This window comes from Teredinibacter sp. KSP-S5-2 (genome assembly GCF_032773895.1).
Classification (GTDB): Bacteria; Pseudomonadota; Gammaproteobacteria; order Pseudomonadales; family Cellvibrionaceae.
This window is the reverse complement of sequence record NZ_CP120416.1, coordinates 1663653-1689989: the sequence shown is the minus strand read 5'-3', so window position 1 is coordinate 1689989 and position 26337 is coordinate 1663653. Positions and strand designations below refer to the sequence as shown.

The window sequence follows — 26337 nt, the reverse complement described above, 5'->3', positions numbered from 1 at the left end:
TAACTAACAGAAATGAATATTCAATGACTATACACTCAAACACCCTACAAAATCTGTGGAATGCTGAGTTAATTAAAAAATATAACTTGTCTGGCCCCAGATACACATCGTATCCAACCGCGCCCCAGTTTTCGGAAGACTTTGACGAAAACAAGTGGCTTGAGGCCGTATCTAGAAGCAATAAAACCAAACAACCATTGTCGCTCTATTTCCACATCCCTTTTTGTGACACGGTTTGTTACTACTGTGGTTGCAACAAAATTGTCACAGCCAACAAAGAGCGTGCAACACCGTATTTGAAAGCACTTCATAAAGAAATGATGCTGCAGGCAGACTATATAGATACTCGACGCGTAGTAGAACAACTCCACTGGGGAGGTGGAACACCAACCTACATTAACGACCAGCAAATGGCCCGGTTAATGGAAGTCACTCGTGATATTTTCACCCTCGCCGATGACGAACAAGGGGAGTACTCGATAGAAATACATCCCCACGGTGTAACCCCTGAGCGAGTTGCATATCTTCGCAACCTTGGATTCAACCGCATAAGTATGGGTGTACAGGATTTTGATCCAACGGTACAAAAAGCCGTAAATCGCTTTAACTCAGAATCAGAAGTTCGGGATCTCGCCGATGCGATTAGGGCAAACAACTTTAAATCGTTTAGCCTGGACCTTATTTATGGCCTCCCCCACCAGACTAAGGATTCTTTTTTAGCAACGCTCGATAAAGTCATACATATATCGCCAGACAGGCTATCTGTATTTAACTACGCCCATATGCCTCACCTTTTTAAAACGCAGAAACAAATCGACGCACAGTATCTGCCAGAACCTCAGGAAAAATTAAAAATCCTTCACGCCACGATAGAAAGACTTCTTGAGGCAGGCTACGTGTATATTGGTATGGATCATTTTGCTAAACCTGACGATGAACTAACGCTTGCGCAACAACATGGCAGTTTGAATAGAAATTTCCAGGGCTACGCAACTCGTGCAGAGTGCGATCTATTTGCTTTTGGCGTTTCATCAATTAGTTTTTTTGGTGACACTTATTGCCAGAACCAAAAGAATATTGATAACTACTATACGGCTATTGCAGATAACCGTTTACCACTTACGAAAGGTATTCAACTTACGCAAGACGACCTGATCCGTCGATACATCATTAATCAACTTATCTGCAACTTTGAACTGAACTTCAAAAAAGTTGAAACCCATTTCAATATCCAGTTCGCAGAATATTTTCAGTCAGAGTTAACTGCCCTGAAATCTCTTGAGGAGGATGGATTGCTAATTTTGGATAAAAACGGAATTCGAGTCGAGTTATCAGGCAGACTGTTGATCAGACACATATGCATGACTTTTGACGCCTATATCGATAACACTACAACCACTAGCCAACCCAAATATTCTCGTATCCTTTAAAATGCAAATCGTGGTTGCCTCGCTCTCGGAATGCAACCACGATTGATTCCACACGACCTAAATACAACTTCCAACATACAACTCCGTTGCAATATCTAACGAATAAAAAAACCAGTCATCAAACGATTCCTTTTGTCTTCTAACAAATCGAAATAAAGAATCTTGTAGAAAAAAGATAAATGCTTAGAAAATAAATCTATTAGAATGGAGGTGGATTAGAAACGAAGCCACTCCTTTACAGCACGCAATAACTGACTATTCTATTATTTGATTTATACTACTTATGCGCTCAAATCTTGCCCAGAGGTAAAGGACAACAAAGGAACACCCAGTGTTATATAAACAAAGAGCATATTGGTATCGGTGCGAACTCCGAAGAGAAACAGCAAGCGGAATGATTGTGGAAAAGGTGTATCGAGAAATTTGCGTCACCAAACCTCTCGGAACATTAAACAGCTTAAAACAAGCTAAGCGCATGATACTCGGGGAAGATGCAAACTTATCCGATTGGCTAATTGAAATTGACTTAATTAATATTGTAACGCTGGACAGCAGTGATACCGCGTAAGAAATAATCCTCAATCAGTCGTAGATATGGATGTCAGACTACTTCATAATGCGCTCTTATTCGGATGCACTATAATAGAGCACAACTATGACGGCGAACGAAAAAAAACTCCATATTGCGAACTGCCTTGGCTGTGGCAAACCCCCATTCCTAGATCTTTCCTTGAGCGATACAAGCGGTGAGCAGTTATATAAGCTAATCTGCCCCACACCTAACTGTTGCGGAAGAACCGCGACAAACCGCTTGAACCCTGTTGACGCTTTATCAAAATGGAATCAGGAGAATAGTCAAAAGTAGATTGCCGTCAAGAAGCTTCGTTCACACACACCTCCTCTCAAGAACCACATTACGCTATTCCGTCAACCAACCTCTCTGCAACAAACACACAACAAATACGCATACATTTGGCAAATGATAAGTTCGACTAAAGTCTGCTACTAATTTTTGGCGCCGTATCGTTGCATTACTGCCATTTCTGCCAGTTAATTAGAGTGTGTATTACGCAACTAATTAACCTCGGAGAAAACATAATGAAAACAAGTAGTGGATCAAAAATCACTGGAATTGGCGCGTTTTTACCAAAAAGCATTGTGACGACAGAAGAACTTATGCACGAAGCCCAATCCAGAAAATTTGGCGTATCCGAAAGTTTTTTAAGTCGAGCGAGCGGTATAAAACAACGACGCTTTTCCGACCCAAATCAATCCTACGGATATCTTGCTATCCAGGCAGCTAGAGATGCAATTATTGACGCAAGAATTAACCCGCTGGATATCGATCTCATTTTATTTTGCGGAATTGACCGGGATAAGCCGGAGCCCTCTACTGCTCACGAAGTACAAGCAGAGCTGGGAGCATGGAACGCAGCCTGCCTTGATGTCAGTAATGCCTGCATAGGTATGCTATCTGGTTATTCTGTTGCTCATGCCTATATTAATTCGGGCATGGCGGAAAACATTCTTATCTGCACAGGAGAAAAACCCAGCCAATTATCAATCGACGCGATAAGGCAATTACGGAAAAGCAATGACAAGTCGCTTTTCCGTAAACTCCTGGGGGCTTTCACTGTCGGAGATGGCGGCGGTGCCTTTGTTGTCAGTAAATCCACTGACGATACGGGGTGTAAATATATTCATTTTAAGGCTGACGGGAAGTTCCGTAATCTCTGCTATTACAGGCATACCCCAGAAGGCATTGACTTTGAGATGCGAATGGAGGAAATCAGCGGTGCTATGGTGGAAAACCATCAGGAAATGATTGGCGAAACCTATAAAAAAATTGGCTGGAAATCTGAGGAAATAGACCACGCCTATTTCCATCAAGTCGGCGAAAGACCCCATAAACAAATGATAAAACTGACGAATTTGGCGTCAGAAAGAGTATCCAGAAGCTATCATTTGTTTGGGAACTTGACTAGTGCTACACATGCTGTAAACATGTGTTTTGATCGACCTAAAAAAGGAGACAAAGTATTGGTACTCGGGGCCGGAAGTGGGGCTTCAATGTGCCAAGCGGCTTTTCAATTCTGATGTCTATTGTATATTTATTTGCAGCAATTAGTATCCTGGCTATCTCGTTGAAGGTGCTGATACTAATTCAGAGTGGTAACTTTTTGAAGAAAGCCAGCCCTTTTTTTCTGGCTTTCTTCACGGGTCTTTTCTGTGCAAATATTCTAGAGATTTTGGTTTTCTTCAACCTTCACAATACCTCAGGCTCTCTACCTTTTTTAAAGACTTACTATTTCCTTCTGGTACTGACCTTCAACGGTTACTTCCTTCTAACATTGGAAACCGCTAATTACCTCAACAAGCTGATATTAAGAATCGTTGGAACCCTATTCTCCCTAGTTACAGTTTCAATATATTGGCCTGACTTTGCCATAGTCGGCGTAAAAAGCCTCGGCTACTCCCTAACACGCGAGCCAGGCAAAGGCTATTGGGTTATTCAGCTAGGCCTGTTGCTTCCTTTGGTTCTAAGCTTTCTGATTGGATACTTTTCATGGCAGCGAAATAACGATCAGCTGTTACGACGCAAGTCGCTCAGCTTATTGGTCGCCGGCCTCCCCATTATTGTATCGATTCTTGCTATCGTGCTTCTTATGGCTGTTGGGATCAAAGTTAACGCAACGGGTATATTCTCATTATTTGTATGTGCCAGTTTATGGTTCCTCATTTATATCGAAACTCGCGAAAATCAATACAAATTCATGTATTGGCTACCGAAGTCCCCGCAAAAAGAGTTTATGAAATCCTTTGCAGAACAGATCTCCAACCCGTCCGGCAACATGAAAGAAATAACCCGCCTGGTGGAAGCTGAGATAATTCGCGAAACCCTACTAAGAACCGAAGGAAACCGTCAAAAAGCGGCTGACTTATTGGGGATATCAATCACTACCCTAGGAAGAAAGATCCAGCACAAGCAAGAAGAAACCTGATCTTTCAACCCGTATTTATTTTCCGTTTAGCTCGTTCTTTACTTGACGAATAATGTCCGCGTGCCTATTGCTAAAATGACGATTCTCCGCCTTGCTTAGGATTTCGCGCAAAAGCTGATCCGCCCTTTCGCTCTGCCCCTGACACCTTAGAAACATCGAAAAATAAAACGCAGCATCCGGACCGGGGTAATAGGTATATAAAACTTCGTATTCATGCAACGCTGAATCTACCTCACCAAGCCTCTCTAACGACCTAGCATAAAGAAGATGTGCTTCGGCATTCTTATAATCTGGATTGCTCTTTATAAGCTCATCCAGAACCAGTTTAACCTGCTCAAAGTTACCAAGCCCAAACTCTGCTTTAGCCAGACCAAACATCAAGTTTGGATCGTCTGAATACGCCCCACTCAAACTCTTTTTAAAAAGCTTCTTAGCCTCTTCATACATCTTTCTATCTAAACAAGCCTCAGCTAAACGCATAGAGGTCTCTACAGTATCGGAAGAAGCGTAGTTGCTGGCCGCATGCTTAATGTCTTTATTTGGGTTTATGGCGGACTGCAGTTTTCTATTTGCGTTTCGCCCCACTCGGGAATTGGAAATATCCGGAAGAACCTCAAGAAAAACATAGGCAATAGCTCCTGCAAGAGGAAGCATTAAGACAATCCATATCCAAGTTGTACTTCTACCTGTTTTGACGATATGAACAATAAAACATACCTGTATAAATATGGATATCAATAAAATCGGCACAAATCCCTCTCTTTATCTTAATAACACTATGAACACGCACATCAGAGGATGTTACATCAGCAGACCAGCCTCCCAAGCGACATAAGGCACAAAAGATGCAGCCCAGGCCATTTTCTGGAAAACGATAAAAGTGTACACCGACACAAGAGTATAGAAAGAAGTATGGAGGGAATAATGGGGTGACCGACCGGGATCGAACCGGCGACAACTGGAATCACAATCCAGGGCTCTACCAACTGAGCTACGGTCACCATTGTAGGTGAGCTTTACTTTACGCTTCTGGGAACCTTCTAGGATGGCGCGCCCGGCAGGATTCGAACCTGCGACCCACGGCTTAGAAGGCCGTTGCTCTATCCAACTGAGCTACGGGCGCATCGTAAATGCAGGCCCGAAAATGGTCGGAGTGGAGGGATTCGAACCCCCGACATTCTGCTCCCAAAGCAGACGCGCTACCAGGCTGCGCTACACTCCGACAACTGTGGTATGCACCACGTTTCGAGGGCGTGCATAATACCTTCGAGCTAAGGGATCGTCAACGAAAAATCGATAAGATTTTTAATAAAATCCTTAACGCTCAAACGCTTAGCCCCTATTGCTCATTTTATTAACACCTATCGCCGATTTTTGCCTCAATTGTTTGGCCAAATGCCTCCTCTATGGGAAAATAACGCCCCATTTATCCAGTACCTCATTAGTAATCAGGAATATCGGCCTATGTCTGCGCTCATTCTCGACGGCAAAGCTCTCGCAAAGAAAACTGAAGAAGAACTTAGTCAACGTGTAGCCAAGATTAAAGAAAAATCTGGCAGCACCCCAATTCTCGCGACCATTCTTGTAGGAGGCGACCCCGCATCGGCTACCTATGTAAAAATGAAAGGCAATGCCTGTGAGCGCATTGGTATGGAGTCCCTAAAAGTCGAGTTAGCGGAAAGCACCACTACAGAGGAGCTTCTGCAAAAAATACAGGAGCTCAACGATAATCCGAATGTGCACGGCATCCTGTTGCAACATCCCGTCCCATCACAGATAGACGAGCGCGCTTGCTTTGATGCAATTGCACTGGACAAAGACGTAGACGGTGTAACCTGCCTCGGCTTTGGCCGAATGGCAATGGGCGAGGAAGCATACGGCTGCGCTACCCCTAAAGGCATCATGCGCCTGCTAGAGGCCTACAACATCGAACTGGAAGGCAAGCACGCTGTAGTAGTTGGCCGCAGCCCTATTTTGGGTAAACCAATGGCCGCAATGCTGCTTAACGCAAACGCCACAGTAACCATATGTCACTCACGCACTAAAGACCTGGCCAACTATATTCGCCAGGCAGATATTGTGGTTGGTGCAGTTGGACGCCCTGAATTTATCAAGGCAGACTGGATCAAAGAAGGAGCCGTCGTTGTCGACGCAGGCTACCACCCTGGTGGTGTCGGTGACATTGAACTTGGCCCCCTGGCTGATAAAGCCAGCGCGCTCACCCCTGTACCCGGCGGTGTTGGCCCTATGACCATCAACACGCTTATTTACCAAAGTGTTGACTCTGGCGAAAAGAAACTGGTTTAACTCTAGCGTAGGGGCTTATAGCCCCTGCCTTGCCCCCTTCCTATGCGACTCGATAAATTTATCAGCAACAATACTGATCTGACCCGCTCTATTATCAAAAGGTTTGCCAAAGATGGCCTTATCTCCGTTAACGGCAAAGTGACCAAGGATACATCAATCCATATTAGCGACCTTGATACCATTCTTGTCCGCGGCACCGAAATCCGCCCGGTTGGCAAGGCGTACTATATGTTCAACAAACCCTCTGGGATTGTGTGTGCGAATAGTGACGGAGAACATCTGACGGTCATCGATTTGGTCGCAGAACAAGAACTGCAGAGCTACGAAAAAAACACCCAGGCTCCCTCCCCTTATGATCTCCAAATTGCTGGAAGGTTGGATCTCGATACAACAGGGCTGGTGCTACTTACCAACGATGGTGACTGGAACCATAAAGTTACCTCTCCCAACTTTTCTTGCTTAAAGTGCTATCACGTAGAACTGGAACAGGACATTTCAGATGAGGTTAAACAGTTTTTTACAGACGGCATCCTGCTGGAAGGAGAAAAGAAAAAAACCAAACCTGCCTCTTTAACTATTGAGGCTCCTCGAAAAGTCCTGCTCGAAATCAGCGAAGGCAAATATCATCAGGTAAAACGCATGTTCTCGGCTGTCGGCAATAAAGTGGTAAAACTACATCGCCAATCAATAGGTGAGATACAACTCGACCCGGAGTTACCTGAGGGAAAATTACGGCGCTTAACCCTGGAGGAAGTCAACTCCGTCTACGCCTTGAAAAACCAATCTGACAACAATACCGGGAGCAATAAATGATGACGCGGGCGAATCAAAACAACTTACTGGTTGTTGGAGAAACGTCAGAAAGCCAACTCGCTGAATGGGTTCGCCTTTACCAAATTACCCATTTATTAAGTAACCGCTTTGATACCTGTCAATCTGCGCAAAAGGCTGGCATAAACGTCACTCTGGCTGATTTCAATTTATCGCTATTGGATACACACGGTTTCGATTCAATACTTTTCCCAGTGTCAAAAGAAAAAATGGTTAGTAACCATGTCCTCAACCAATGCGCCAAACACCTAACCCCATCAGGACACCTATTTCTATTCGGGAAAAAGAACCAAGGCATCAAAGGCTATTACGACAATTGCCGGAAAAAGCTGGGGTACAGTGGGCAAATAGTTAAAAACAAAGATAACTACACAGCGAAACTCGCACCACCAAAAGACGAACACCCCAACCTTCGAGACGACGACTACCCTCAATTGAAACAAACTTTCTCCCTATGGGGGTACGACGTATTCAGTAAACCCGGCATTTTTGGCTGGAATAAAATAGACGCTGGCAGCGAACTGCTTGTTGAAACGCTCACAAATCACATTAAGCAAAATGATGCAGATATAGAAGAGGCGCTGGATTTAGGCTGCGGCTATGGCTACCTCAGTTTAGCGTTAGCACATATGGGAGCAAAGCGTATTACCGCCACAGATACAAATATTACGGCACTGAATGCGTGTAAAAAAAACCTGGAACAAACTCAAGTGGAATTTAGCGTTGAAGCTTCCGATGCAGGCATGCAGTTAACAAAAGCTCACGACCTTATCATTTGCAATCCACCCTTTCATCAAGGTTATGATGTAGCAAATCATCTTACAGAAAGATTTCTCGCACAAAGCCACAGACTATTAAAAGAAAACGGGCATGCCTACTACGTAGTGAATGCATTCATTCCGTTAGAAAAAAAGGCCCAGTCCTTCTTTTCTAACGTTCAATGCCTAGCAAACTCAGGTAGTTTTAAAGTGATTCAACTATCCAAATAAACAGACGTTACTTGTTATTCGCACTTTCAGCTTTCTTTACAGACTTCATCACTTTATTAACCCCGCCTTCATTTCTAACATTGGTATAACCCATATTTTTTAATGTCATTTGGGCTATTCCGGAACGTCGACCAGAGCGGCAATAGAGACGAATATCCGCATTTTTGTCTTCGGTTACTGAAGCAATTTGGCTAGCAATAACATCGTAAGGAATATTCACTGCTTCTGGGTGATGACCGGTACTAAATTCGCCAGCGGTACGAACATCGATCCATATTGCAGAGGAATCCTGCTCGGCATAACCTTTGTTGAACAACGACATAAGAAGCACCAAGATAAACGATATTTTATACATAATACGCATTATTAATTTCTCCCCCTCTGGATTATTTTTAACTCATAGGCAAGCCGGATTTTAACGGCGGCTTTACCCGCAAACAAATAAGACTGCAGGTTATCATCGAACGTTCTTTTTGAGATAGCGACTTTGGTAAAAACTGCAATGCAGTTTTCATATTTTGGATGCTTTAAAAAAGCAACACCGCCCAACTTACCTAACCGACACAGTTCTTTAGCCTTACGGCATGTATCACTACGCTTAAACTGCTTTTCACTTTCAAAATTCATCACCAGAATACCTCGAACAGAGAGCTTCTTTAGCAGAGTTTCAAACCAAGCGGTAGATGGTTCAATCGCTCTCACCGCATCCTGGCTATCCGTTTCTGGTAAAAACAAGTCCTCCAGAACAAAGTCATATTTTGCCCTACCGGAATTTGAAACCCAGCTCTGTGCTTCCGCCCTATGTAAATAGGTGTTACTGCCGTTAATACCAAAAAACCGTTTCGCGATATAAATATGTGTCGAATCAAGGTCCACACCATCAATACAATCCAGGGATAAATATTGATTAAACAAATTGATTATTGCTCCACCACCGACACCTAAAATCAGAGCCTTATTAAGTCGATCAACCTGAGGAGAAAAAAATACAGGAAGGAAAAGCAAATCCCAAAGGCTGCCCGCTATTGGAGTGTGTGGGTTCCATTGGCTATGAAACACATTATTTGAATATAAACGAATAGAATGGCCTGCAGTTCGAACCTGATATATCTGATTTGCCGTTTTCTTTTGCCAAATAATTGCCATAACATCAGGCCTTTACAAATATTTACTTGGCAACACAGGCCACTTATATTCTTCATTCTCCCGAATTTTCGCCGATATGGCGTCATGGAAAAACTCAACCCCAACTTCCGGTAAACAGGAAAAATGGAACTTCTCTCCACTAAAAGTAAATGCCAACCGATAAGCATGTAGGTAAACACGATCTGCCTTTTTACCAGAATATAACGTATCTCCCAATATTGGAGATCCTACAGACTTTAAAGCAACTCGAATTTGGTGGGTTTTCCCTGTATACGGCTTCAACAAAAAACCTCTCAAAGGCTCCCCATTCTCCGTCTTCACCCCCACCCCAAAACTAACAAATTGAGTAACGGCAGGATTATTTTCCGTGCGCAACAACTTCCAACCACCATCCCGGCTTTTTTCCATATCCCCCGCAAGTAGCCCCATTTTTTTTGCCGGTTTTTTATGGGACAAGGCAATATACATTTTATCCACTGTCCGCTGCTGAAAGGCTTGCGACAGCTCAGAGTTTGCTGTCTGAGTTTTCGCCAGCACCACCAGGCCAGATGTAACTTTATCCAGTCTATGTACAGGAAACAAACACGGTAATGACAAAGCTTTTTTTACCAGAGAGACCAGCCCTTCTTGAGATTGGTCTCCCTGAACACTGACGCCGGGATATTTATGTACAACTACAAAGCAATCATTTTCAAAACAAACTTTAAACATAGAGCGTTATTTAAATAGCCCTTTCAGTTCTTTATAAGTTTTTTCCGCTTTTTCGCTCGCGCCCTCTCCTAGTTCCTCATTTACTTTCTTACTTACTTCGTCCTCTAGTTTATCTCCCACCTCTTTCTCAAACTGTTTTTTGGCTTCTTGCTCAATTCGTTTTTCCACTGCTTTTTGTGCTTGCTTCATTAACGGTTTTAACACCGCACTGCCAAACTCTTCTGGCGTTAAGCCTTTTTCAGGATCACCGATATTATTCAACTGAAACTCGGGAAGAGGAACCGTATATTCGCCATATTTTTCTGTGATTAACTGGATAGAGCTTCCAGAGAAGTTGAGATATTTCAAAGCCAAACGAACATCTGAGGCTGCCGAATCGCTGGCAGTTTCTGTTTTTGAGGAATCAGAAGGCTGCTGCTTGGAGAGCGTTTTCAAAAGGGTCTGAATATTTGTGGTCAAACCCTTTTGTTCAGCAACAATTTTTACGCCTTGTATATCCAGCTTATTGATCACCACCACCTTGTTTTGAATCGATTTTGGATCAATCTCCATCGCCAATTTTTTTGATTCAAAGAGATAAGGCGATTTATAACCAGGAGGATTATCAATCACCAGATTATTAAACTCACCACCACCTTTTAAAAGCTGAATATCAACAGACTGTAAATCCACTTTGGTTTCAGTTACTTTTGGACCAACAGTTTCCACAGCATCTTCGACGATACGGTTAATATTACTCAGAAAAAAAACGCTGACACCGGCAATGATAAGGACGAGTAACAGTAAAGGTATAAAAATCCACTTTAACATTTTCATAATATAAACCTATGTTCTTTTTTGGCCTGGTTGAATCTGAGGTTCTTTCCCTGGTGTTTTCTCCTCAGGCTCCAATTGAGACTCTAGCTCTTCTTTGATCAAATCGCCAAACTCACCAAGTTGATTTTGCAATGTGTCAATGAGTGTATCCCAGGTTTGTAAAGCCTTGCCATTTGCTTCGTGAATAATATTGTCAACACTTTTTCCCTCAGCAATTTGCAGCTGCTGCTTTAAGGCGACAACACTTTTCTCCAGCTCTTTCGCGTGATCTTCCATTATCGACAATTTGTGAGACAGCTCTTCAGCCCGCTGATTGGCATGTAACCAGCTAAACGCCAGAAAAGCACACAGAACAGAAAGTACTCCGATGATCATTTTGTTTTGCATATTTTTTACTCATAAACAAGTCAAGCAACAACGCGGTAGATTCCACCCAGGCAGTCAGATCAGTATACTTAACCAAACGCTTACACTGCCAGGTTAACCGCTACAATGCTGGAACACACTACACAACTTATCTCTGACATTTTATCTACAGTTTTTCTCCTTGGTCTGGCTCTAATTACTATTGCCATTATGTTTTTATACATAAAAGATTCAACACAGGTCAAAAGCGCGATTCGCCGCAATTATCCTGTCATCGGTCGTTTCAGAACACTATTTGAACATTTAGGCGAATTTTTTCGCCAATACTTCTTTGCCATGGACAGGGAAGAAATGCCATTTAACCGGGCTCTGCGCACATGGGTATATCGCGCCAGCAAGGACAAAGACATCAACATTGCATTCGGCTCAACTCGCAACCTGGACAAAACTGGCGAGGTGTATTTTCTGAATTCCGCCTACCCAAAACTCAGCACCGAAACCACTGCGTCGTCTCCGCTGGTCATTGGCCCTGACTGCCCTCAACCATACGCAGCACCGTCGTTCTTTAATATTTCAGGCATGAGCTACGGGGCTCTATCTGCCAACGCAGTCACCGCCCTTTCCATGGGAGCCGCTATGGCCAAATGCTGGCTCAACACTGGAGAGGGTGGCCTGTCCGAGCACCACCTAAAAGGAAACTGTGACATTGTTTTTCAAATCGGCACAGCGAAGTATGGAGTAAGAGACGAACACGGCAACTTATGCAAGCACAAGCTGCAGGAACTGGCCGCCAACCCACAGATAAAAATGTTTGAAATCAAACTAAGCCAGGGTGCTAAACCGGGTAAAGGCGGCATACTACCGGCGGAGAAAGTCACCGAAGAGATTGCCCAAATTCGAGGTATACCTGCGGGCCACGCATCCCACAGCCCTAACCGCCATCTGGAAATAGAAGACAATACCGGGCTATTGGAAATGATTCAGCTGGTACGTAAAGTTACAGGTAAACCCGTTGGTTTCAAGTTAGTCATCGGTGACACAAGCTGGTTCAGCGGTCTCTGTGAAGACATCGTTAAACTAGGCTCCGAAGCAGCCCCGGATTTTATTACCATAGATAGCGCCGATGGCGGCACTGGCGCGGCTCCACAACCCCTGATGGACTTCGTCGGGTTGCCTCTCAAGGAAAGCTTACCTTTTGTGGTGGACGAACTCTCTCGGTTTGGCCTAAGGGATAGAATCAGAGTAATTGCATCAGGCAAGCTCATCACCCCCTCATACGTTGCTATGGCCCTGGCTACTGGAGCCGACTTTGTCACCTCCGCAAGAGGATTCATGTTCTCTCTTGGCTGCATCCAAGCACTGCAATGCAACAAAAACACCTGTCCTACGGGTATCACCACACACAACAAACGCCTGCAAAATGGCCTCAACCCCATAGAAAAATCTGCCCGTGTCGCAAACTATCACAAGAACATCATCGAGAGCGTTGATATAATTGCCCACTCCTGCGGCGTTGCTGAGCCTAGAGGCTTGAGCAGAGAACATGTTCGAGTTGTCACTCAGACCGGCTACTCTCTCCCTCTGAATGATATTCTCAGCGCTCGGGTAAATTAACACTTATTTGGTTTTATTGGTTTTCTCACTCATGAAAGTATTCCCCGTTGTATCTCTCGTACTCACCCTGACACTATCGATCCAGGCCAGCGCAGACTCGTCCATTTATGCTAATGACGAATCTGCCAGCCCCATAAGCGAATTAAACTGGCTGAACCAAAATTTCTTGGAGAAGCAACGCAAAAAGGCCAATGAGATAACCCGTTCAGAATTTGGCAGTCAGTTTCACGGCAACCTTAGTGACTTGAGTTTGCTGCAACGCGTAGTCGATGAGAAAGTCATTAAGCGAGATGATACCGATTCGCTGCAAGCAATCGGTGTAATTTTGGGTGATGTATACGCCAGTCAATACAAATCGCTGGAGTGGAAAGTCTACGAAGACGAGCTTGGCAAGTCCCACGCTGTGTGCGTTAAAGATACACAAGAATGCATTTTCCCCATCACAATGCTATCTCGTCGTCTGGAGGCAGGCCTAAACCCGAACGTTAAAATAGTATATGAAAAAGGCTTAGACCTTGTAAAAAGTCATATGCCAACCCTACCGTTCAGCGATGACCCCTATTAACTTGTCGCCGAAATTAACACATATTGCACCCACGGACACAATTACAAACACATCCACAAATTTGTATTGTTTTCGTAATAGAAGACTCCTAGAATCCAGTGTACGTTATGTAGGAAGCACCCAAGTTTATCTGTATTTCTGCTGTTATAGCTAAACCTTACGTGACTGTAATCTAGCAATTGCGTAGACGACAAAAGCACGTAGAGCCTCCAGCATAGCTCAGTGATTTCAATAGAATATAGAAAGGTCGTTAGTACAAAATGTCAGACAAACTTACTGGAACTGTTAAATGGTTCAATGAAAGCAAAGGTTATGGTTTTATTAGCCGAGAAGGCGGTTCAGACTTGTTCGTGCACTTCAGCAATATTCAAGGCTCGGGATTCAAAACATTGAAAGAAGGTCAGTCCGTCACCTTTACTGAAGGTGAAGGTCAAAAAGGCCCTCAAGCAGAAAATGTTGAACCTGTTTAAATAACGTAAATTTTCTCTCCTTTTCGCCCGCTCTGCGGGCGAATGGTTTTACCCTCGCTTAACACGGCACATACTACGTATGTGTCATTGGGTTTCTCTGTTCCCTGACATATACTCTTATCTGAACCTTATAAACCGATGTTGAGGTTAGATGAAACGTATTTGCTTAATTGGTACCGGCTGGTTATGTGTTGCTCTGGGCACCCTGGGCATTTTCCTTCCCTTACTGCCCACGACAGTTTTTCTACTCATCGCCGCCTGGTGTTTTGCACGCTCATCCAGCTCTTTCCACAACTGGTTAACAAGTCACCCCAAACTGGGCCCGCTAATAAATGCCTGGAGCTCTGGCCAACCCATCCCCAAAAAAACACGCAATAAAATTCTTCTCAGTTTGTGGTTATGCTTGGCGATTTCTGCATTCATTGTGCAAAAACCGCTGGTTACAGCCATATTGATTGTCATTGGTTTAAGCGTAAGTATTTATATATTACATCGCTCGCGCACAAGCCCGACAGTGGTGCCAGTTGTTCCGAATAACAATCCAACCATAAATAATACACATGAAAATGGAGAGTAACGCCTAGATAAAAATATCAAGTGGTACCAGGCATATACCGAGAACAAAAGAAACTCTTTCAACATCAGCTGCCGCTTTCGTCATCGCTTGACTCATAGTCCAAGCCGTCTGATGGTGGTAGAGGGAATGTACCACCATCTGGTTTTCTCGCGTAAAGGGATGGGGCTCGCCCTGGTGTGCTGGTGGATAACTCGAAAACATCTGCATTTCCCATTCCAGTGGGCACAGTACGGCCTGTAGGTCGACCATGTCCTGCCTTTAACCGTGCCATATGGCGTTGTAAGGTGGAGGCGTTTCTTACCGTAGTATTCACCATTGCACTTGGTTTACCGCGCCTTCCTTTTACTTTTCTTGGGACTGTTGTCTGTTTCTCTTCGGCTCTTTTTGTGTGCTTGTTCAAACCACCCATTCCCATCATAAAATCTGTTTCTGGAGGTGGAGCCATTGCTCTAGGTGAAGGGTGAGATGCCGCTGCAGCTGAACTACTTGCCGCTGCAGCGGATCGGACTCTTGGTGACGACGGTGGTGTTGATAACGCAGATGATAGCCCAGCGGCCGCTGGGCTTGGCATAGGGGAAAGTGATTCATCAGACGAAGAAGCCCTTCTGGGAGATGGTCTGGGCTCAGGTGTTGATGGCCGGCTTCGCGGAGGGGAATCAGACATTGCAAGCTGCTCATTGTTGTTATTTTTATTCAACATAGCCCAGCAGCCGGCGTATGCAATTGTATGGCGTAAATTACATCAAAAAAATACAACAGAGTAATTTTGAAGAGGAAGCAGTAGAAAAAGAAAGTATTAAATAAACTCTGATGTCATTCCCACCGGGATCAGGACTTAACAACCTTCAACAGCAGTTTATCCATTTGCCTGTAAGAAAGAATGTGCCTTAGATAAGCAAATAGGTAGGTAGGAAAGGTTACGTAGTAACGTACCTTGGGCCTGGGCGACTCCAAAGCATGGATCAATTTATCCACCACCACCTCAGGCATAAGGGTAAACTTTGAACTCGGCCCTTCTTTGGTAAGGCGAGCCAAGGCTTCTTCGTAACGCTGGCGATGACGACTTTTAGAAAAATCAATATGACGCCTCATAGCCGCAAGTGCGTTTTCCCGAAAACGGGTATGTATTGGGCCAGGTTCAATCAAACTGACTTTAATATTGGTTTCAGACAGTTCAATACGCATGGTATCGGTCAAGCCTTCCAGCGCAAACTTGGAAGCATTGTATGCTCCACGCATCGGCATAGCCGCAAACCCCAGTACAGAACTGTTTTGAACAATCCGGGCATCCTTCTCCTTAAGTAAGGTCGGAATCAACTTTACAGTCAGCTCATGAGTTCCAAATAGATTTGTCTCAAACTGCGTTCTGAGCGCTTCACGACTTAGATCTTCAACCGCCCCCGGGATACCATATGCCCCGTTATTAAACAGGGCAAATAATTTACCATCGGTAATTTCGAGTACCTGCTCAATCGCCGAATCAATGGATGCACTCGACTCCAGATCGAGTTGAACAACATGTTGCAAGCCTCTTTCTTTTAGCGCTTCAACATCTTCAGGTATACGAGCACTGGCGACAACTTTATATCCTCTTTTTTGCAGGATCTCAGCCGCACTAAGCCCTATTCCACTGGAACAACCTGTCACTAAAATAGGTTTGCAATGAACCGTCATTAAAAGCCTCTTGGGTTAGTTGGCAAACGAGGTTTTTCACTCTCGTCCTGCAAATAGGTACGTAAATAAAATGCAATTCTTTCAACAGCCAGGCGAGTACGAGTGGTAACAATAAGCTCAGCCACTTCCTCGTATTTTTTGCTGGGTTTAACCCCTTCTTTCAATCTATAGACATCTGAAGCGATATCATAGGATTCCTGAACCCATAGCTCGGGCTGGAACCAAACACGACGCAGGAACTGATCACCGATGTTATCTGCCAGCGGTGCATCTTTATCAAAAACACCAAAACCGCCATCCCAGAGTTGATGTAAATTCTGCTTACATCCAGATTTCTTTTTGACCACACAAAAACCATTGCCTCCTCGATCATGCTTTCCTGGAGCAGTCATTAAACTCATGGCATGCAAAGGCTGATGCGCATCTGCTATCAAGTGAACAAGAAAGGCAACAACCAGAATTTTTTGTTTCTCGTTAATCGGTTCCTGCAAGGCTTTATCCAATGCAATTAATGCTTGAACCAGGTTGCCTTTTTCCTCAATTTCGCAGGCTTGTTTTTCACAGGCTTTAGAACCGTCCTTGATATAAGGAGTATTGGAATAGTGCCAATCAGAAGTGGAGCTGTCAGCATATGATTTCAAGGCGTTTGGCACTGCCACATCATACCTGGCAAAGACATCACCCAAAGGTTCTTTACGTACTTGGTCTGGCAACAAAGCGAGGTCAACGACGTCACACTTTTCACTGACATTTTTCTTCGTCTTATCTCCCTTTTTTATTTCTTTACCCGAATCGTTCCTGAGATTTTCTGCCCATTGGTGGTAGGTTTTTTGATATTTCTCAGGTAATAGATGCATTGCATCTTCAGTAATTTTTCGATGCCCTTTTTCTGACCAGGCAAGCACCTGAGTTGATGCCAGTGCAAAAACAGTGGTAACGATAATAATCTGTATGTTTTTTATCATAGGTTTCATATCAGACCTCGATTTGAATAATTATTGTTATTTTTTTCTGGATTTTTTAATCAGGTCATAGGCTACCTGAATTTCTTGAGATCTTTCTGTGGCAAGCTTCACCATATCATCGGGAACCCCCCGGCCGGCCAGTTTATCCGGGTGATACTCACTCATCAATTTGCGATATGCCTTTTTCAATTCAGCATCAGTTACCGATTCGCTCACACCAAGAGCATCATATGCGAGCTTTAACTCATCTGCGCCAGTGGCACTGTAGCCATGACCACCCCGAGCTCGCTCCTGATAATGGTAACCACTCTCCTGCTGCTGCCCACGGTAAAAATGAGCCTGGGCTCGAATCATGCCCAGTAGATGGTTAAAGGCAAACCGCGAATAGCCAAGCTTTTCGGCTGTTTCGCCCAAAATTCGTTCTTCAGCTTCATGCAAGTGGCCGTCTGCATAAGCCAGGGTAATCAGGTATACCAGGAATATTTGTTTTAGCTCTCTGCGTCCACCACATTCAGAGTTGAACAACTCAAGCGTCCGCGACACATCAAAATCAGGGCCAGCGCCTTCCTTAAAAAGGTTGATCGCCACCTTACGCTGTTCGGAGTGCAACCCCATCTGGGTCATTAGGTCTTCGGTGTTCTTGATTTCTTCCTCAGAAATTCGGCCATCCGCTTTTGCTATATGGCCTAAGATAGGAAACAATGCTTCAAAGAAAGCTTTTTCCACACGCGCTTTTTCTTCTGCCGACATACGATTTGGTACGTGTTTAATCCCTTTATCCAAGAAGTGTCCTACCACCAAACCAATCAGTACCCCCCAGAAACCGAGAGAGAAAAAACCGATTAACGCCCCAATTAATTTACCCATGCAATTATTTATAACCTCGATATACTAGGGCGAAAAAGGCCTCAGCAAATATGATCCAGCACGAAGATTGGAATCCCATTCTGCAACAGCTTTCCACTGCTTCAGATTCCCCCATTCAAATAAACAAATTAACCCCGGTAACCGGCGGTGATATTCATAACAGTTACATACTTATAACAACGGATGGTAAGCGCTTTTTCATCAAAACCAATACCGTTGATTGTGAACCCGTGTTGGCGACGGAAGCTGAAGCACTTGAAGCCATTCGCGAAACACAATGCATCAAAACTCCCTGCCCCTTTACCTACGGCACAACAAACCAGTGTGCCTATTTGGCGATGGAATACCTGAGCTTTACAAGCCATCCACAAAACCAGTCCACCCTTGGCAAACAGGTGGCTATGCTACACCGTAACCTGTGCAAAAAATATGGCTGGCAGGGAGATAACTATATAGGTAGATCCCCTCAATTCAACCTCTGGCATACAAACTGGTGTGAGTTTTGGATAACACAAAGGCTGATACCGCAGCTAAAGATGGCATACCAAACTGGGTTCAGCTCGCAACTGGCCCCTTTTGAGCAACAATTAACCAAAGCGATTCAATCTGTATTACAGGATCACCAACCTGATCCTTCACTCCTTCACGGAGACTTATGGAGCGGCAACGCCGGTCATCTAGAAGACGGAACGCCCGCCATCTTTGACCCTGCAAGTTACTATGGTGACAGAGAAGCGGACATTGCCATGACGGAATTGTTCGGCGGCTTTTCTCCAGCGTTTTACCAAAGCTACCGTGATCAATGGCCAATTGACGGGGAGTACAAGAGAAGGAAACCAATCTACAATCTTTACCACATGCTAAACCACCTCAACTTATTTGGTGGAGGCTACCTGAATAGTTGTTTATCATTGATCAACACGATTATTCATTCAGCTTAATAGAGTTAGAGCAATTTCGGTGCTCAAAAAACAAACTAGGAATAGCAAACAAATGGAAATACGTTCTTTACTTTGTGCCTGTTTAATCACCATCCCACTCACCAGTCAGGCTGGCGAGATCTACACCTGGAAAGATGAAAATGGCAAAGTGCATTTTGGCGACCGACAACAACATAAAGAAGCCCAAAAAGTTGAGCAAACCGAAACAAACTCGTCTGAAGCAGTAGAATTTCGCCCTCCTCTTTACAATACCGTCACCACTAAACCTGCCCAGCCAGTTGAACAAAACGAACTCGTGGAAATCTGCAAAAAAGCAGCGGAAGACTACAGGAAATTGTCCAGCTCTGAGTTTAAAGAAGGTGTCCGTCACGTTCTGGTATTAGAAACAGATGATGGCAAGATGCTTACACGACGGGAACAAAATCGGTTGGCAGAAGAATTCAGAAAACGACACAACGCAATGGGGTGCGATATAAAACAAGCGGAGAAATTAAAGCTTTAATCCTCCGCTTTTAGCTTTGATGGCAATTCAGTAACCAGATAAAAATCTAAAGATTACTGAATACGTCGTAAAAACAAACACAGAGCACCAATAAAAAACAACCCCCACGAACCAGGCTCCGGAACACTGACACCAGATGTTGACATGACTAACGACGTGACATCAAATGTTGCGCCAATACGTGGAATTGTTTCCATAATATAGCCATTAAAAAAATGACCACTTGAACCAGTTAACTGATTGGCATCGTCAACGGATATCACCCCATCTCTGAGTAGATCCGCAGAAACCAAATCAAGAATAGAACTGGTAAAGGTTGTAAAAATGGAGACAAATGCCAAGTCGTCCCCATCATGACGACCATCATAGACCTCAATGGTGTCGCCCGACGAACCGTTATCCGCAATTCGAAAACTATCGAGGTTAGTGGCCACCTCAGGCTTACGCCCACCAACATAATCGGATTGAACCAACCATTGGGTATACTCGGAGCTATCAGAATACTCAAGCCAGTTTGATCCACTCTGTAAAAAACGGTCGTCCAGAGTTATGGTATAGGTTGACGAAAAGACATCTCCGACAGACCACTCTCTATCAGCATAGGTATCATAAGGAAAGTATGTATCCGGCCCTTCAATATACTCGACATCAACAGAAGTAATTACCCCTTCGTACTGAATCTCAACAATCCCTGAGTTCGATAACAGAGGCAAGAACAAAAGAAAGCATCCCAATAAAAATGACTTTTTCATTTTCGTATCCCTCAAAAAATCCACAAAAAAAAGAAAAAACGACTTACCTGTCATCCATACTAAAGACAACAAATAGACAAAGCAAATTTGTAAAATGTAAATAAAATCGACTAATAAATTATAAAGAATGTGAACCAGGCTTTAAAAAATAATTAGATACGCCAGAAAAAGCGTGTTCCATGTAAACAAAAGGCATCATCAAAGCGAAATAAAACTCATTCCAATCATAAAGATGTAACATTTTCCGACGAAAACTGTGTTTTATTTTTTTAAAATTTTTGAATTTTTTGTCATCTATTAAAACAAAACTTCATGAACCACCAATTCTGACGCAGATTTAATTACTTATTGATATAACGTAGAAAGTATAGCCTCTAACGCTTTCCAGATAGAGGCTCTAACCATAATTAAAAAAACAGCTGCATCAATTGCATGACAAGAAAAACCATTATTCAGCTTTTAGAGCTTAAACCCCGATGCCAAGTTACTTAACTCACCTGCCATAGATTTAACTTGGGCGCTGGCTACTTGTGCGTTGCTTGTGCTCTCGGCAGTATCATCCAACGTGTCTGATATATTCGCCATGTTTTTTGACATATCCTGAGCCACCGCACACTGCTCCTCAACAGCAGCGGCAACCTGAGTGTTCATATTCGAGATTTCGCTAATTACATTATAAATTGCGGCAAGCGCGGTATCTGTCGCCTCGGCTTTCTCGACTGTTGATATGGCTTGAGTCGTACACTTATCCATTGAACTTACTGTATTTGCCGTACCGGTCTGAAGACTCTGAATAATGTCCTGAATTTCAGTTGTCGATTCTCGTGTGCGCTGAGCCAAAGTACGAACTTCATCAGCAACCACAGCAAAGCCTCGACCTTGCTCACCCGCACGGGCTGCCTCAATGGCGGCATTTAATGCCAATAAATTTGTCTGTTCGGAAATACTTTGAATAACTTCCACGACGACACCAATCTGCACACTTTGTTGTTCCAGATCCTTAAGCACCTGCATTGAGTTATTTAGGCTCGAGGACAAATCGGAAACGGAAGTGACAGTATGCTTGACTGAACTACGTCCCTTTTCCACTTCCTCCATACCCGCATCGGATTTAGCAGCAGAATCGGACGCATGCTTTACAACCTCATTAAAGCTTTGTGACATTTCTTCGATTGCAACAACAACTTGGTCCGTCATCAATTTTTGTTGATTAACCGTTTTCACATTTTGTTCGGCCAAACTTGAACTCACTTCCGCTGACTCAGAGAGCTGCCTGCTCATGGAAACCATCGAACTGATCAAGCTTTTTAGCTTCTCTGACATTTCACATACAGATAGGTAAATACCGCTATCCTGATTGGAGCATTCGAGGTTCTGACTCAAATCACCGTCAGAAATTTTATGGACAATGCTGGCGATTTCCGCTGGTTCTCCACCTATTGGGCGACGGATAATACGTGCCATAATACCGGAAACAAGAATCCCCGAGATAATGGCAACAATAGAAACAAAAATTACCATAGTCACAGCCATTCTCGATTCTTCCTGCACAATAGGACCAAGTCTGTCCTGTTCTTCTTTTATCGATAACTTAACTTCTTCAATTTTATCCGCCACCTCGGGGCCAATCCGACTAAGAGAATTTTCGATCAAACCATTTCGCTTTTGAATAATTCCTTTAATTTGATCAAAGGTCTGTTGATAGGACTGATGATACTTGTCTAATGAGCTTAACAACTCCCTTTGCTCCCGACTTATCAGCTCCTTATCAAGCAAAGCAATATACTTAGGCATATTTTTACTTAGTTCTTCATTCGCTCGCGTTGCATCTTCATCCTTATTGCTCACCAGATATTTAGTGACATAAAGCCTTCCTAATAGCAGATGCTCCTGTAACTCTCCAGAATAATTCATTGCCTGGACGTTATTTTCCGAAAAAGTGGACTCCCTTATCTTGGTAACGGTTTTCCTCATTGCCAGGCCAGCTGGATCCAGCTGTTTAAACACCAAATCATTTCGCTGCTGAAATAGGCTCACAACCTGCTCAAACGAATTCTCATATTCATCAACACCTGTGGCAACATCACTAATAAGCCCTGCACGCTTAGGGTCAACAATTTCACTTTTCGCTTCAGACAAAAACTGCTTCATTTTATCTTTACGCGAGTGGTATTGAGCTACGGATTCCTCTGAACCTGTATTGATAAAACCCAGTACTGACAGTCGCATCATCAGCATATTCGCCTGAACCCGACCAGCCAGATTGGTATCCGTAGCCAAGGATCGGTACTCTACGAAATTGCTATATCCATTAGAAAAACCATTGTAAGCGATCAATGCAACGATAATTAACAACGCCAATATCAGGCCAAAACCAACATTCAACTGTTGAATCAACTTCATTTTAGAAAACACAGCACTATCTCGCTCAAGTAGAATTATTACCAGCCCTAATAGGGCTCAGCGTTAAAATGAATACTTCGAAAAGAACATAACAGTATGTAATCCTGATACATCACTCGTGCAATACGAACGATCTACTCCCGAGCTTCAGGCAAACGAAATGCAAGCAAACTCGCTTTGAGTATAGATGAAGTGGCACAAATAACTTCCTTTAAAAACAAACAGGAATTAATAGACAATGAACAAAAATCGAGATTTTTATAACCGAATAATCATCTTAATAACCAAAACACAAACACATCCGAACCACCTATTCCGTTTACTCCTGACATATTCATAAATAGCTTATAAAGAGAAGGGCTTTATCACATGTAGCACATAAACCCAGTTCACAATAAACGTAAAAAGACATGAGAAATATTTCATATGCAGGTAGTTAAGAGGGCACAGGTGAGAACATAAAATAAATCATTAAATCAACTTGGCCATATAGATTTCATTAAAGAAGCGGCCACCGATTTTGAGTGCATCCCGCTTTAAGCCTTCTTCAACATACTGACACCGACGATACAAAGCACGGGCAGCAAGATTCTCTTCTACCACGGTGAGTTCAATTCGATGTATGCCATGATTCTTTGCCCAATCTTCCATAAAACCTATCATTGCTCCGGCAATTCCCTGTCGCCAATAACGTTTCTCAACACCAATAACCATATAAGCAGAATGCTGGTTTCGCTGGGCAAAACCGCCAACAGCAACAATAAAACCGGCGACATGCCCTTGAATTTCAGCCACAGCCATCAGTTTGGATGCGGTATTGGCAAAGCTCTCTATCTGTTTCTGCTGCTCTTCCAAACTGGTCTTTCTTTCCCCTGGTTCCATTAGCATGAACGATGTTTCTGAATCCAGCTTTTTAAACAGTTCAAGCATTGCCGCGGCATCATTCACTTCAGCTTCTCGTATTTTCATTCCCTAATCCTTTCTAAAACGTTTTCGGTTCCTGGAGATAAAAACCAACGAATACCCTACAAAAAATCCATTCATCCGTTTTGACCGCGGTACTGCCTCGGGCTGACTTTCCAATATTTCTTAAATCGAGCGGAAAAACCGGCCAAGTCCTGATACCCCACTAATTCGGCCACATGTTGAACTGGCATATCCGTATCGGCCAGTAACTTACTGGCCATATTCATTCGCATTTGGATAATCTTTTGCTGTGGGCCCATACCGTAAAACTGCATACACAAACGGTGTAAATGGGCTTTGGACCAATGCACCCGGTCAGTGAGATCTTCAATAGACCATTGACACTGCAGCTGCAGGCACACTTCATCAAAGAGCCTGTTCAAACGTCGTAAATTATTAGATTTAGTACTATTTTTTACTCCATCTTCTTTCGTTAATGACGTGGTCAATATATGTCTGCACACATCAAGTTGTGAAGCAAGCAACTGCTGCATAACCGTGTCTGTGAATTCTGTTGCAGAGTAAATATTTTCTACCGAAGTTTTAAATACCTCGCCCTTGGGGAAGTCCAGCATGTTAAAAACGTCAAATAAACTATTCCAGGTATCCCCCGGCTTGAGCATGGCCCACACCAAATGCCATTCCTTTTCAGCGACCTGAATTTTATTGGTTGTGCCACTGGGAACACAGACTAAACTACCTGGCACCAGGCTGTGTGTGCAGTTATCCAGAGTTAAGGTACCAAGGCCACCAAAGGTATAAATCGCCATATGGTTTTCCGATGAACGTCGGGACACAGTGAAAATATCAATCGCATTGCACACCCCAAGCTGCATAAAGCCCATTTCCTCCATACCACTGACATCACTGCGATTAACGATACGTTGAATGCACGGCGAGGAAATTTCTATCTCTTCGTATTCCATCTCTCCTCCGGGAAGAATGAGCGATTCACACAAGTTTTAGAGATACTAGCATAAGACATCACTCCGGTTTAACCAGATAATAATTCAAAGGCTATCGGAGGTAATATGGCATCTGTATTTCGTTTATGGTTATGGGTTGGAGGAGACTTTTGGCGCAAGCTGTTAAGCCTCTCCACTCCCATCATGGCTCATTCACTCACCTTTGCCTGCTTTGGCCTGGCCGACGCATTTATGGTTGCCCAAGTTCACGAGACCGCCGTCGCCGCTACGGGGCTCGCAGGCCGAATGATGCTATTCAATATTATGCTGGTGTTTGGCGGTGCTGCTGGCGCTGCAATTTTTGCCGCACAATTGTTTGGGGCAGGCAAAAAAGATCAAGTGTGGTTTCCCCTGACTCAGGCCATTTTATTTTCGTTGGTACTCACCACACCATTTATTCTTATTTATAGTTTCTACCCGGAACAGATTGTTCGCCTGGCGTCAGATGACGGTCGTTTTGTTGCTGACGCATCGCTGTATATTCAAATTACAGGGTGGACATTAATTGGAACTGTTTTCGTGGTGCCAATTGAATCTGTTCTGCGCTCCCTGGAAAAAACCAAAATTATTTTACTCATCAGTGCGGCTTCCGTTTTCGTCAATTTAATATTGAACTACGTTCTGATTTTTGGTCACTGGGGTGCCCCGGCTATGGGATTAGAAGGTGCCGCCTGGGCCACCGCTATTTCCAGAATGACGCAAACTCTATGGCTGGTTATACATGTTGTTATCTTTGATAAGTACCTGCTGCCCAAAAGACAACAACTGTCATCGCTATTCAACCGAACTCGCTGGCGAATTTTCCTCAATATTGCAATACCACAATCTATTCAACAGTGTGCCTGGGCTGGGGGCGCATTAACCTACGGTTTTATTATTGCCCGCATGGGCGTGGATGTTCTGGCGATTGTCTCTATCGTCTTTCCACTGGAAGTCGTATTGCTTTCTCTTTTTATTGGTTTGCACACCTCCAGCGTGACCATGCTTGGTCAGTTGCTAGGGGCGAATAAGCTTAAGCTCGCGTGGTTGCACTCTCAGGTTTTATTATCCTTCAGTAGCGCATGCGGCTTTCTTATTTGCCTGTTACTCTGGTCAAATATATTCGATTTAAATCAGTTTTATTCTCTGTTAAATCTATCGGACACGGAATCCGCCAAAAAAGCCACTTTGGTTATGGCACTTGGTTTAATCCTAAAAGCATATAACTTAATGGCCATGGAAGGCGTATTAAAAAGCGGCGGAGACGTTCGTTTTTCCATGAATGCCAGTTTGATTGCCTTGTGGCTGGTAGGCATTCCAAGTGCACTAATGGGGGCGCTCTACTTCAAGCTCCCATTACACTGGGTAATGCTTTTGATATTAAGTGAAGAGGTGGTTAAGGCGCTAAGCTCACTTGTACGCATTAAGAAAAAGAAATGGATAAATAATCTGGCAATCGACGCATAATCATTGACCGCACAGGCCAGCTCCTGTGCGGT

At 43.7% G+C, this 26337-nt stretch carries 28 protein-coding genes and 3 tRNA genes; 14 read left to right on the top strand and 17 right to left on the bottom strand.

All coding sequences use genetic code 11. The features are described from left to right. Positions 1–23: 23 nt before the first annotated feature. The 4 genes from hemN (at position 24) to P5V12_RS07730 (ending at position 4432) form a co-directional block, all read left to right on the top strand. Positions 24–1430, top strand: a complete 1407-nt coding sequence (hemN, locus tag P5V12_RS07745) for an oxygen-independent coproporphyrinogen III oxidase (RefSeq protein ID WP_316956777.1) — start codon at positions 24–26, stop codon at positions 1428–1430. 331 nt (positions 1431–1761) lie between these two features. Next, the gene (locus P5V12_RS07740; protein WP_316956776.1) at positions 1762–1998 is read left to right on the top strand and encodes a hypothetical protein; all 237 of its coding nucleotides are present in this window, start codon (positions 1762–1764) and stop codon (positions 1996–1998) included. Positions 1999–2528: 530 nt separating this feature from the next. After that, the gene (locus tag P5V12_RS07735; protein ID WP_316956775.1) at positions 2529–3527 is read left to right on the top strand and encodes a ketoacyl-ACP synthase III; all 999 of its coding nucleotides are present in this window, start codon (positions 2529–2531) and stop codon (positions 3525–3527) included. 83 nt (positions 3528–3610) lie between these two features. Next, positions 3611–4432, top strand: a complete 822-nt coding sequence (locus P5V12_RS07730) for a helix-turn-helix domain-containing protein (RefSeq protein ID WP_316956774.1) — start codon at positions 3611–3613, stop codon at positions 4430–4432. A 15-nt stretch (positions 4433–4447) separates the two neighbouring features. Here the strand turns inward: P5V12_RS07730 and P5V12_RS07725 are convergent, their stop codons facing one another. The 4 genes from P5V12_RS07725 to P5V12_RS07710 form a co-directional block, all read right to left on the bottom strand. After that, positions 4448–5182: a tetratricopeptide repeat protein gene (locus P5V12_RS07725; RefSeq protein WP_316956773.1), complete on the bottom strand. Its 735-nt coding sequence runs from the start codon at positions 5180–5182 to the stop codon at positions 4448–4450. A 175-nt stretch (positions 5183–5357) separates the two neighbouring features. Then, positions 5358–5433, bottom strand: a tRNA-His gene (locus tag P5V12_RS07720). A gap of 45 nt (positions 5434–5478) precedes the next feature. Further along, positions 5479–5555 (bottom strand) — tRNA-Arg (locus P5V12_RS07715). 22 nt (positions 5556–5577) lie between these two features. After that, a tRNA-Pro gene (locus tag P5V12_RS07710) sits at positions 5578–5654 on the bottom strand. A gap of 242 nt (positions 5655–5896) precedes the next feature. Between P5V12_RS07710 and folD the strand changes: the two genes are divergently transcribed. The 3 genes from folD to P5V12_RS07695 are packed head-to-tail and all read left to right on the top strand — an operon-like array spanning position 5897 to position 8559. Beyond that, positions 5897–6739: a bifunctional methylenetetrahydrofolate dehydrogenase/methenyltetrahydrofolate cyclohydrolase FolD gene (gene folD, locus P5V12_RS07705; protein ID WP_316956772.1), complete on the top strand. Its 843-nt coding sequence runs from the start codon at positions 5897–5899 to the stop codon at positions 6737–6739. Between the two features lie 42 nt (positions 6740–6781). Beyond that, the gene (locus P5V12_RS07700; RefSeq protein WP_316956771.1) at positions 6782–7552 is read left to right on the top strand and encodes a pseudouridine synthase; all 771 of its coding nucleotides are present in this window, start codon (positions 6782–6784) and stop codon (positions 7550–7552) included. Next, positions 7549–8559 carry a class I SAM-dependent methyltransferase gene (locus tag P5V12_RS07695; RefSeq protein ID WP_316956770.1) on the top strand — a complete coding sequence of 337 codons (1011 nt, stop codon included), beginning with the start codon at positions 7549–7551 and terminating at the stop codon, positions 8557–8559. Before P5V12_RS07700 ends, P5V12_RS07695 begins: the two co-directional genes overlap by 4 nt. A 7-nt stretch (positions 8560–8566) precedes the next feature. Here P5V12_RS07695 and P5V12_RS07690 read toward each other — a convergent pair whose 3' ends face one another. From P5V12_RS07690 to P5V12_RS07670, 5 genes are read right to left on the bottom strand one after another with little or no spacing between them, the layout of a single operon-like run. After that, positions 8567–8881 (bottom strand): rhodanese-like domain-containing protein, encoded by a 315-nt coding sequence (locus P5V12_RS07690; protein WP_316956769.1) that lies wholly within the window; start codon positions 8879–8881, stop codon positions 8567–8569. Between the two features lie 44 nt (positions 8882–8925). Beyond that, positions 8926–9705 carry a histidine kinase gene (locus P5V12_RS07685; protein WP_316956768.1) on the bottom strand — a complete coding sequence of 260 codons (780 nt, stop codon included), beginning with the start codon at positions 9703–9705 and terminating at the stop codon, positions 8926–8928. Between the two features lie 12 nt (positions 9706–9717). Further along, on the bottom strand, positions 9718–10416 hold the full coding sequence (locus tag P5V12_RS07680) for a TIGR01621 family pseudouridine synthase (RefSeq protein ID WP_316956767.1): 699 nt from the start codon (positions 10414–10416) through the stop codon (positions 9718–9720). Positions 10417–10422: 6 nt separating this feature from the next. After that, the gene (locus P5V12_RS07675) at positions 10423–11232 is read right to left on the bottom strand and encodes an AsmA family protein (protein ID WP_316956766.1); all 810 of its coding nucleotides are present in this window, start codon (positions 11230–11232) and stop codon (positions 10423–10425) included. A 9-nt stretch (positions 11233–11241) separates the two neighbouring features. Beyond that, the gene (locus P5V12_RS07670; RefSeq protein ID WP_316956765.1) at positions 11242–11619 is read right to left on the bottom strand and encodes a hypothetical protein; all 378 of its coding nucleotides are present in this window, start codon (positions 11617–11619) and stop codon (positions 11242–11244) included. A gap of 105 nt (positions 11620–11724) precedes the next feature. On the opposite strand from P5V12_RS07670, the gene P5V12_RS07665 reads away from it, so the two are divergent. From P5V12_RS07665 to P5V12_RS07650, 4 genes are all read left to right on the top strand, one after another. Continuing rightward, positions 11725–13212 carry an FMN-binding glutamate synthase family protein gene (locus tag P5V12_RS07665; protein ID WP_316956764.1) on the top strand — a complete coding sequence of 496 codons (1488 nt, stop codon included), beginning with the start codon at positions 11725–11727 and terminating at the stop codon, positions 13210–13212. A gap of 31 nt (positions 13213–13243) precedes the next feature. Continuing rightward, a complete protein-coding gene (locus tag P5V12_RS07660) occupies positions 13244–13777 on the top strand; it encodes a DUF3806 domain-containing protein (RefSeq protein WP_316956763.1) in 534 nt (177 codons plus the stop codon). 260 nt (positions 13778–14037) lie between these two features. Further along, on the top strand, positions 14038–14247 hold the full coding sequence (locus P5V12_RS07655) for a cold-shock protein (protein ID WP_316956762.1): 210 nt from the start codon (positions 14038–14040) through the stop codon (positions 14245–14247). 151 nt (positions 14248–14398) lie between these two features. Beyond that, positions 14399–14824: a YbaN family protein gene (locus tag P5V12_RS07650; RefSeq protein WP_316956761.1), complete on the top strand. Its 426-nt coding sequence runs from the start codon at positions 14399–14401 to the stop codon at positions 14822–14824. A gap of 64 nt (positions 14825–14888) precedes the next feature. Here P5V12_RS07650 and P5V12_RS07645 read toward each other — a convergent pair whose 3' ends face one another. The 4 genes from P5V12_RS07645 to djlA all read right to left on the bottom strand — a co-directional run bounded on the left by P5V12_RS07645 (position 14889) and on the right by djlA (position 18330). Next, the gene (locus tag P5V12_RS07645) at positions 14889–15524 is read right to left on the bottom strand and encodes a hypothetical protein (protein WP_316956760.1); all 636 of its coding nucleotides are present in this window, start codon (positions 15522–15524) and stop codon (positions 14889–14891) included. A gap of 128 nt (positions 15525–15652) precedes the next feature. Then, positions 15653–16498 (bottom strand): SDR family NAD(P)-dependent oxidoreductase, encoded by an 846-nt coding sequence (locus P5V12_RS07640; RefSeq protein ID WP_316956759.1) that lies wholly within the window; start codon positions 16496–16498, stop codon positions 15653–15655. Then, on the bottom strand, positions 16498–17472 hold the full coding sequence (locus tag P5V12_RS07635) for a S1/P1 nuclease (RefSeq protein ID WP_316956758.1): 975 nt from the start codon (positions 17470–17472) through the stop codon (positions 16498–16500). Before P5V12_RS07635 ends, P5V12_RS07640 begins: the two co-directional genes overlap by 1 nt. Positions 17473–17499: 27 nt before the next feature. Beyond that, entirely contained in the window at positions 17500–18330 is an 831-nt protein-coding gene (gene djlA, locus P5V12_RS07630; protein WP_316956757.1) for a co-chaperone DjlA, read from the bottom strand. Positions 18331–18380: 50 nt separating this feature from the next. On the opposite strand from djlA, the gene P5V12_RS07625 reads away from it, so the two are divergent. Further along, the gene (locus tag P5V12_RS07625) at positions 18381–19271 is read left to right on the top strand and encodes a fructosamine kinase family protein (protein ID WP_316956756.1); all 891 of its coding nucleotides are present in this window, start codon (positions 18381–18383) and stop codon (positions 19269–19271) included. Positions 19272–19323: 52 nt separating this feature from the next. Continuing rightward, positions 19324–19773, top strand: coding sequence for a DUF4124 domain-containing protein (locus P5V12_RS07620; protein ID WP_316956755.1), 450 nt, complete (start codon positions 19324–19326; stop codon positions 19771–19773). Positions 19774–19826: 53 nt separating this feature from the next. Here P5V12_RS07620 and P5V12_RS07615 read toward each other — a convergent pair whose 3' ends face one another. The 4 genes from P5V12_RS07615 to P5V12_RS07600 all read right to left on the bottom strand — a co-directional run bounded on the left by P5V12_RS07615 (position 19827) and on the right by P5V12_RS07600 (position 24820). Next, complete coding sequence (locus P5V12_RS07615) at positions 19827–20525, bottom strand: PEP-CTERM sorting domain-containing protein (RefSeq protein WP_316956754.1); 699 nt, start codon at positions 20523–20525, stop codon at positions 19827–19829. A 459-nt stretch (positions 20526–20984) separates the two neighbouring features. Then, entirely contained in the window at positions 20985–22928 is a 1944-nt protein-coding gene (locus tag P5V12_RS07610) for a methyl-accepting chemotaxis protein (protein WP_316956753.1), read from the bottom strand. 471 nt (positions 22929–23399) lie between these two features. Continuing rightward, on the bottom strand, positions 23400–23897 hold the full coding sequence (locus tag P5V12_RS07605) for a GNAT family protein (protein ID WP_316956752.1): 498 nt from the start codon (positions 23895–23897) through the stop codon (positions 23400–23402). Positions 23898–23968: 71 nt separating this feature from the next. Beyond that, complete coding sequence (locus P5V12_RS07600; protein WP_316956751.1) at positions 23969–24820, bottom strand: AraC family transcriptional regulator; 852 nt, start codon at positions 24818–24820, stop codon at positions 23969–23971. 105 nt (positions 24821–24925) lie between these two features. Here P5V12_RS07600 and P5V12_RS07595 point away from each other — a divergent pair, with 105 nt between their 5' ends. Beyond that, positions 24926–26305 carry an MATE family efflux transporter gene (locus P5V12_RS07595; protein ID WP_316956750.1) on the top strand — a complete coding sequence of 460 codons (1380 nt, stop codon included), beginning with the start codon at positions 24926–24928 and terminating at the stop codon, positions 26303–26305. Positions 26306–26337 lie beyond the last annotated feature (32 nt).